The sequence below is a fragment of the Streptomyces lincolnensis genome (assembly GCF_021173675.1).
GTDB classification, from domain to species: domain Bacteria; phylum Actinomycetota; class Actinomycetes; order Streptomycetales; family Streptomycetaceae; genus Streptomyces; species Streptomyces lincolnensis_B.
This window is the reverse complement of the sequence record NZ_JAIHON010000068.1, coordinates 1-255: the sequence shown is the minus strand read 5'-3', so window position 1 is coordinate 255 and position 255 is coordinate 1. Positions and strand designations below refer to the sequence as shown.

Sequence of the window (255 nt, the reverse complement as noted above, 5' to 3'; positions counted from 1 at the left end):
ACGGCCCAGACTCCTACGGGAGGCAGCAGTGGGGAATATTGCACAATGGGCGAAAGCCTGATGCAGCGACGCCGCGTGAGGGATGACGGCCTTCGGGTTGTAAACCTCTTTCAGCAGGGAAGAAGCGAAAGTGACGGTACCTGCAGAAGAAGCGCCGGCTAACTACGTGCCAGCAGCCGCGGTAATACGTAGGGCGCAAGCGTTGTCCGGAATTATTGGGCGTAAAGAGCTCGTAGGCGGCTTGTCACGTCGGGT

General features: G+C 58.8%; 1 rRNA gene. It reads left to right on the top strand.

The features are described 5' to 3' along the window. Positions 1-255, top strand: a 16S ribosomal RNA gene (locus tag K4B79_RS48920); the annotation flags it as partial.